The organism is Pseudomonas gregormendelii (assembly GCF_017114825.1).
GTDB classification, from domain to species: domain Bacteria; phylum Pseudomonadota; class Gammaproteobacteria; order Pseudomonadales; family Pseudomonadaceae; genus Aquipseudomonas; species Aquipseudomonas gregormendelii.
Genome location: NZ_JADEVO010000072.1, coordinates 1 through 7,569 on the forward strand (window position 1 = coordinate 1; position 7,569 = coordinate 7,569).

7 protein-coding genes are annotated in these 7,569 nt (G+C 61.4%); all 7 read left to right on the plus strand.

Annotated elements, in window-relative coordinates; genetic code table 11:
* Positions 1–113 precede the first annotated feature (113 nt).
* Positions 114–485, plus strand: a complete 372-nt coding sequence (locus tag IMW75_RS26295) for a PAS domain-containing protein (RefSeq protein ID WP_237142344.1) — start codon at positions 114–116, stop codon at positions 483–485.
* Entirely contained in the window at positions 482–1,909 is a 1,428-nt protein-coding gene (locus IMW75_RS26300) for a sigma-54 interaction domain-containing protein (RefSeq protein WP_205894250.1), read from the plus strand. Before IMW75_RS26295 ends, IMW75_RS26300 begins: the two co-directional genes overlap by 4 nt.
* 350 nt (positions 1,910–2,259) lie before the next feature.
* On the plus strand, positions 2,260–2,862 hold the full coding sequence (locus IMW75_RS26305; RefSeq protein ID WP_205894251.1) for a dimethylamine monooxygenase subunit DmmA family protein: 603 nt from the start codon (positions 2,260–2,262) through the stop codon (positions 2,860–2,862).
* On the plus strand, positions 2,859–3,827 hold the full coding sequence (locus tag IMW75_RS26310; RefSeq protein ID WP_045057624.1) for a PDR/VanB family oxidoreductase: 969 nt from the start codon (positions 2,859–2,861) through the stop codon (positions 3,825–3,827). Before IMW75_RS26305 ends, IMW75_RS26310 begins: the two co-directional genes overlap by 4 nt.
* A gap of 18 nt (positions 3,828–3,845) precedes the next feature.
* Positions 3,846–4,868, plus strand: coding sequence for a heme-dependent oxidative N-demethylase family protein (locus tag IMW75_RS26315; protein ID WP_045057625.1), 1,023 nt, complete (start codon positions 3,846–3,848; stop codon positions 4,866–4,868).
* 152 nt (positions 4,869–5,020) lie between these two features.
* A complete protein-coding gene (locus IMW75_RS26320) occupies positions 5,021–6,559 on the plus strand; it encodes an APC family permease (RefSeq protein ID WP_045057626.1) in 1,539 nt (512 codons plus the stop codon).
* A 156-nt stretch (positions 6,560–6,715) separates the two neighbouring features.
* The coding region (locus IMW75_RS26325) for an aldehyde dehydrogenase family protein (RefSeq protein WP_205894252.1) at positions 6,716–7,569 on the plus strand (854 nt) is incomplete at its 3' end.

Genomic DNA, 7,569 nt, shown 5'->3' on the forward strand with positions numbered 1-7,569 from the left:
CCTGAAAGTGTCCGGATGGCCGTGGAATCGGTGTCCGGATGCTCGTGGAATGAGTGTCCGGATCAGCGTGGAATCAGTGTCCGGATGTTGGTGGAATGGGTGTCCGGATGGTCATGGAATCCCCAGTCAGCCAGGAACTGCGCATGCAACACGATGCAGAACAACGCATAGATGCGTTGCGCCGAGTGTTCGATGCAGTACCGGACGCCGTGCTGGTGATTGACGAACACTTGCAGCCGCAATGGCGCAACGCAGTGTTTGAAGAGACTTTCGGCATCACCAACGGCGCGGGTATCGCTCGCCTGTTGCTGGATAACGCACTGCCGGAACGCACCTGGCACCGTCTGCCGCTGCCGGATTTGAGTGGGCGTGCGCCGGACTTCGATGTGCACTGTTCGCGCATCCTGATTCGCGAAGGCGTGGCCTGGCGCGTTGCAGTGTTCCGTCAGCGCCAGGGCGTGGGCACCCAAGAGTTGCACCCATGAAAGACTCGAACCTGCCACCCAGCCTGCAGATGGGCATGCGCTCTTCGGTCAATGTCAGCAGCGAAGTGCTCGGCGCGTTACTGCAGACCCCGGCCCTGCACGCCCTCCTCGACAGCTTCAGCGAGGCGCTCATCGTGACTGACGGCGAAGGCCGCGTACGCTTTCTCAACCTGGCCGCCGAGCGGGTCAATCGACTGTCCAAACAGCAGGCCATCGGGTTATCGGACAGTGAGTTTTTCCAGCGCTCTGCACTCAACTACGACGACCTGCAAGCGGCATTCAATCGCGGCGGCAACAGCGCCTTGACGCGTTCCCGAGAGGGCCGCGTGCTGCTCAGCAGCACCCATGCGATTCCCACCGGGGCTTATGAAAAGCCTTTTCGCATGCTGACCCAGAAAGATTTTGACGGCAGCCAGCCGCAACGCCGAGCGCCCCTGGGCGCCAGGCCGGTTGAATCCCAAGGCCTGCGCGACCCGCAAGATAACGCGCTGCATCTGTCCCCACAGCTCTCAGGCATCGCCGACACGGGCGTGCGCGCCTTCCGTCGACGCGCGCGCCTGTTGCTGTTGGGTGAACCAGGAGTGGGCAAGACTGCGATCGCCCGACACATACACCGAGCAGCGGGCTGGGGCGATCGGCCGTTCATTCATGTCAATTGCGGGAGCATTCCCGAGAGCCTGTTCGAATCGGAGATGTTCGGTTATGAACGCGGGGCCTTTACCGGCGCGCTGGCGGGCGGCAAGCAAGGCTATATCGAAGCGGCTGCCGGCGGGACGCTGTTCCTCGACGAGATCGGCGAGATACCGTTGCACGTCCAGGCCAAGCTGTTGAAATTTCTCGAAGACAGCACCATTCAATCGGTCGGCTCGCCCCTGAGCAAATCCGTGCAGGTGCAGGTCATTGCAGCCACCAACAAGGATTTGCGACACCTGGTCAGCCTCGGCGAGTTTCGTGCCGACCTGTACTACCGCCTGGCCGTGCTGCCGGTGGAAATTCCGCCGTTACGCCAGCATCGTGATGATTTGCCCTTCCTGATCGACATTCTGCTCAGCCGCATCAATGGAGACCGTGAACCGTCCCTGAGCCTCTCAGCGGGCTGTCGCAAGCGGCTGCTGAGCTACGACTACCCGGGCAACATCCGCGAGCTGGTGAACATTTTCGAGCGCCTGGCCGTCCTCGCCGATGATGAAGCACAGGAACATCATCTGCCTGCCGAAATGCTCGAACCGCAGCGCTCTCGGGAATCACTGAATGCCCAACTGGCCGACGAAGAGGATGCGCAGCAGAACCTCAAGCTGCAGGTCCAGCATTTCGAACGCCAGGTGATCCTCCGGGCGGTGCACCTGTGCGGCAGCAAGCGCAAGGCGGCGGTGCACCTGGGTATCGACATTGGCACGTTGATTCGCAAGTTGCAGCGCGAGTGATTTGAAAAGGTAGCAGAGTAGAGGAGCTGTTGTAGGAGCTGTCGAGTGAAACGAGGCTGCGATCTTCTGGCTCCTCCAAAAACCAGATCAAAAGATCGCAGCCTCGTTTCACTCGACAGCTCCTACAGGGCCCTTACAGGACCCACTCTCACCTGCAAGCGCTGCGGAAACGCATACATATCCAGTTACTTTTGCCTTTCTCCTTTCTTCACCAAACAACATATCCCTTTGGATTCATAGACTTATATAACTGGCACGACCTGTGCTCCTGCTATCTGCAACCCACCATCGTTGGGCTTTGCACAAGGCCGGCTTTACCGCCGCGCCGGTAGCCAGGAGGAATAATAAAAATGTTGATCACCGGGATCAAAAGCCGACCGGTCTATGACCGGCTGGAACCGCTGCCAGGCGGTCTGCACCACATCATCGCCGGCCAGGGCAGTGGCGGGCGCGCCATGTTGCGATTACTGGACGAGATGGCCGCCTCTGCGGGCCCCATTACCCTGCTGTATTCCCAGGAGTCCTTCTCCGGGCAGGATTTCCTCGGCCAGTTACAGGAGCATTCGCAGCTTCCACTGCACGTGCACCCGTCCAATCAGGCGCTGATCGAAGCACTCAGGACCCTGCTAGGCGAAGCGCGTATGGGCACCCGCCTGTACCTCGCCGGCTCGGAAAGCTTTCTCGGCAGCGCCATGCAAGTGGCCACGCATTTCGACCTCAATAGCGACGAAGTGCTACGCGAGCATTCCGGCACCCTGGTACGCCGGGTCTGGTGCGTGCATTGCGACACCTACACCGAGAACGTCACTCAACGGGTCTACGACTGCCCCGGTTGCGGCGTGACGCTGGTGGTGCGCGATCATTATTCCCGTCGCCTGGCCGCCTTCCAGGCGGTCAAGGCCGATGCTGAAGTCCCGGGTGAATTGCCCGAAGCCGAGGAGCTCGACACATGAGCCAGAACAACGGCACATTAAATTTGCGCGTAGCCCGCATCGAAGCGGTGACCCCGGAAATCAAGCGCTTCACCCTGGTGTCGCCGACCGGCGCTCACCTGCCCGCGTTCTCCGGTGGCAGCCACGTGGTGGTGCTGATCGCCCACTCGCAGAACACCCTGCGCAACCCCTATTCACTGCTCAGTTCGCCGTACGACACCAGCAGTTATCAGATTGCCGTGCGCCGGGTGGACAGCGGTCGTGGCGGCTCGGTCTCGCTGCACGACGATGTCAGCGAAGGGGATGTGATCGAGGTGACGCCACCGGTCAACCTGTTCCCGCTCATCAAGCAGGCGCGGCTGCACATCTTTATCGCGGGCGGCGTCGGCATTACACCGGTCATCTCGCAGCTGGAGGAACTGCGCCTGAGCAAGGTGCCTTTTGAACTGCATTACGCGGTGCGCGGCGAAGCACATGCACAACTTGGCAAGGAATTGCAGGCCACCTATGGCGAACAGGTGCACCTGTATCGCAAGGGTGTCGACTCGCGCATGGACATCGGCCGGGTCCTGGCCGACCGCCCGCTGGGTAGCCACGTGTACGTCTGCGGCCCGGACAGCATGATCGACGCCACGCTGGGGTGCGCCCGGGAACTGGGCTGGACCGACAGCCATGTGCACTTCGAGCGATTCCTGGAGCAAAGCAGCGGCGGCGAAGCTTTCAGTTTCACCCTCGGCCGCAGCGGTACGACCATCGAAGTCTCTCCCGACCAGACCATGCTCGAAGCGGTAGAAGCCGCCGGCTACAGCATGCCTTACCTGTGTCGTGGCGGCGCCTGTGGCCATTGCGAAACCACCGTACTGGAACTCGATGGCGAGCTGCTGCACAGCGATGACTGGCTGTCGGACGAGGACAAGACCAGCCGCAAGAAAATCATGCCCTGCGTATCCCGCGCCAAATGCAATCGCCTGGTCATCGACCTCTGATCGACGGAAAACATAAAAATGAATATCAAATTCAATCCCGACGAAACCTACCGCGACGACTACACCTTCGCCAACAGCCCGGAAACCATCGCCCGCGCGCCCTTCCCATTCCCTGATGACGACTACATGTACTCGATGAATCTCGAGCCGCATGTCCCGGTAGGCGATGGCGCGTTTCGCGCTGCTTTCGACATCGACGAACATTACATCAGCGAGTGCAAGGACCGGGCGATCACCCTGGATAAAGACCCGGGAATGCACTACGTCTCGGCTCCTCACATGATGGAGGCGCAGTGGGACTTGCTGGAACTGATCATGGAGTCCTACGCCCGCGATTATCCGCAGTACTTCAGCCTGCAGCGCGAGGGCCGCCAGTGGCACTGGACCAACCGTCTGCTGGACATTGATGACCACTTCACCTTCGGTGATCCAGCGACCCTGCCCTACGAGCCGATGGAATACGTGACCCGTCAGGCCCAGGGCGATTGGGTGTTGCAGGAAGAACGCGACGGCACGCTGTTTTGGGGCGCCGGCATCGCCACCCAACGTGCCGATTACTCACTGCGCTTCAACCTGGGCATGAGCTGGGAGGAATTCCACGGCCCGGTGCCGCTGGTCAAGGAGATCGGCATGCTCGACCGCGCCTTGAAGTTCCTGTTGCGCTTGCGCACCGGGCATCCGGTGCGTCGCCTGAACTGGTCACTGACGGTCAACCCGCGCCTGGAAGTCTCCGCCGAAAGCCTGCCGGAATGGGCACCGGACCGCACCATCGTAACGGCACAGAACGCCGGCAAGCTGGTGTACCTGCGCATAGAGTTACAGCCACTGCACCGCCTGCCTCGCAGCAACGCGATCGTGTTTCCGATTCGCACTTATCTGCTCAGCCTCGAAGACATCGCCACCAACCCCGCATGGGCGCGGCGCATGCACCGGGTGCTGCGGGACTTGAACCAGCAACTGGTCGATTACAAGGGTTTCAGCCGTTATCGCGATGCAGCGGTGGAATGGCTTTCGCAGTACGACACCGAACCCAAACCCTGACGCGAGCCCCTGTGGGAGCCAGCCTGCTGGCGATGGCTGCCTTGAAGTCGCCATCGCCAGCAGGCTGGCTCCCACAGGTTCGAGGTATCCAATAATTGGCGGGCCAACCCGCCAGCACCGCAATCCACTGCCATTGATAATGAGGAAATAAAATGAGTGGCTCATCCAACACGCGTGCAAGCAGCAGCGCCGATCAGGACGCGGAACAACTCCGCGCCCTCGGCTACAGCTCGGATTTCAATCGGAGCATGAGCCTGTGGGAGAATTTTTCCCTGGGCTTCACTTACCTGTCACCGGTGGTCGGCGTCTACACCCTGTTTGGCCTGTGCCTGGCCGCCGGCGGCCCGCCGATGTTCTGGTCGTACCTGCTGATCGGCGCCGGGCAATTGCTGGTGTGCCTGATCTTCGGTGAAATCGTCTCGCAGTTCCCCATCTCCGGTGGGGTCTATCCATGGGCGCGCCGTCTGGTGGGCAAGCGCTGGGCGTGGATGGTCGGCTGGGTTTACGCCTGGGCGCTGTGTGCAACCATCGCCGGCGTCGCAGTCGGTGCGGGACCTTACCTGGCCATCATGCTGGGTTTCAATCCGGGGCCCGAGGCCAATATCTATATCGCCCTGACGATCATTGCACTGTCGACCGCGCTGAACCTGGTCGGCACCAAGCTGCTGGCGCGGGTGGCGATGTTCGGCTTCCTCTGCGAGCTGGTCGGCGCCATCCTGGTGGGTGGCTACCTGCTGATCTTTGAACGGCACCAGCCGTTCAGCGTGCTGTTCGACACTTTCAATCTCGAAGTCAACGGTTCATACCTGCCGGCGTTCCTTGCGGCATCGCTTGCCGGCCTGTTCCAGTACTACGGTTTCGAGGCCTGCGGCGATGTCGCCGAAGAAACGCCAAACCCTGGCAAGCGCATTCCCAAAGCCATGCGCATGACCATCTACATCGGTGGTGCGGCGGCGATGTTCGCCTGCCTGGCGCTGATCCTGTCGGTGCCTGACATGGCCAAGGTCCTCGCTGGTGAAGACACCGACCCGGTAGCGACCATTCTGGCCAACGCCTTCGGCCCGGTGGGTTCGCGCCTGGTGATGGCGGTGGTGATGGTGTCGTTCATCTCTTGCGTACTGAGCCTGCAAGCGGCCGCCAGCCGCCTGTTGTTTGCCTATGCCCGTGACGAAATGATCATCGGCAGCTCGCTGCTCAAGCGGCTGTCGGGCAACCACGTGCCGTCGTTCGCCCTGTTGATCAGCGGCCTGGTGCCGGCTGGCATCGTCTGCCTCGGCATGTTCATGGCCGATGCGGTGGCGACCATCGTCGGTTTCGCGGCCATTGGTATTTATGTCGCCTTCCAGCTGATCGTCATTGCGGCCTTGATCGCCCGCGCCAAGGGCTGGCGTCCGAACGGGCAGTTCACCCTCGGCGCCTGGGGCCTGTGGGTGAACCTCGCCGCGCTGATCTATGGCGTCTGCGCGATCATCAATATGGTTTGGCCGCGCTCGCCGGATGCGCCGTGGTTCATCAACTATTCGATGATCCTGACCACCCTGGTGGTGATGGGTGCCGGCCTGGTCTACATGTTGCTCGGGAAACCGTACGACAAGGGGACAGCACCTGCAGGCGATGCATGGAAGTTCTCCAGGCCGCCGGCCAAGGCTGCTGATGTGTCCGCTGCGGCGATCAACAGACCTTCAATTTAACAACAACCCCCTGTAGGAGCGAGCTTGCTCGCGATGGACCTGAGGGCGCCGCGTGCATTCAGGCAGCCCTCGTCATCGTTGACGTCCATCGCGAGCAAGCTCGCTCCTACAAGGGTCCGGTTTGAAAACAAGAATTGCTTCAGAGAGGACAACCCCATGCAAACCAAACTCCTGATCAACGGCCAGTTGATCACTGGCGAAGGCCCCGCCCAAGCCGTGTTCAACCCGTCATTGGGCCGTGTCCTGGTGGAGATCAACGAAGCCAGCGAAGCCCAGGTCGATGCTGCCGTACGGGCCGCCGATGCGGCGTTCGATGGTTGGTCACAGACCCCGCCGAAAGATCGCGCCCTGCTGCTGTTGAAGCTTGCCGATGTCATCGAGGCCCACGGCGAAGAGCTGGCCAAGCTGGAATCGGACAACTGCGGCAAGCCCTACAGCGCCGTTCTGAATGACGAGATCCCGGCGATTGCCGACGTGTTCCGTTTCTTCGCCGGCGCCAGCCGCTGCATGAGCGGTTCGGCTGGCGGTGAATACCTGCCCGGCCACACCTCGATGATCCGCCGCGATCCGGTGGGCGTGATCGCCTCGATCGCGCCGTGGAACTACCCGCTGATGATGGTCGCCTGGAAAATCGCTCCGGCTCTAGCCGCCGGTAATACCGTGGTGCTCAAGCCGTCGGAACAAACCCCGCTGACCGCGTTGCGCCTGGCGGAACTGGCGTCGCAAATTTTCCCCGCCGGCGTCCTCAACCTGGTGTTCGGGCGTGGTCCAACGGTGGGTAGCCCGCTGGTAACCCACCCGAAAGTGCGCATGGTCTCGCTGACTGGCTCGATCGCCACTGGCTCGAACATCATTTCCAGCACCGCCGACAGCGTCAAGCGCCTGCACATGGAACTGGGCGGCAAGGCCCCGGTGATCATCTTCGACGACGCCGACATCGACGCCGCCGTGGAGGGCATTCGCACCTTTGGTTTCTACAACGCCGGCCAGGATTGCACGGCGGCCTGCCG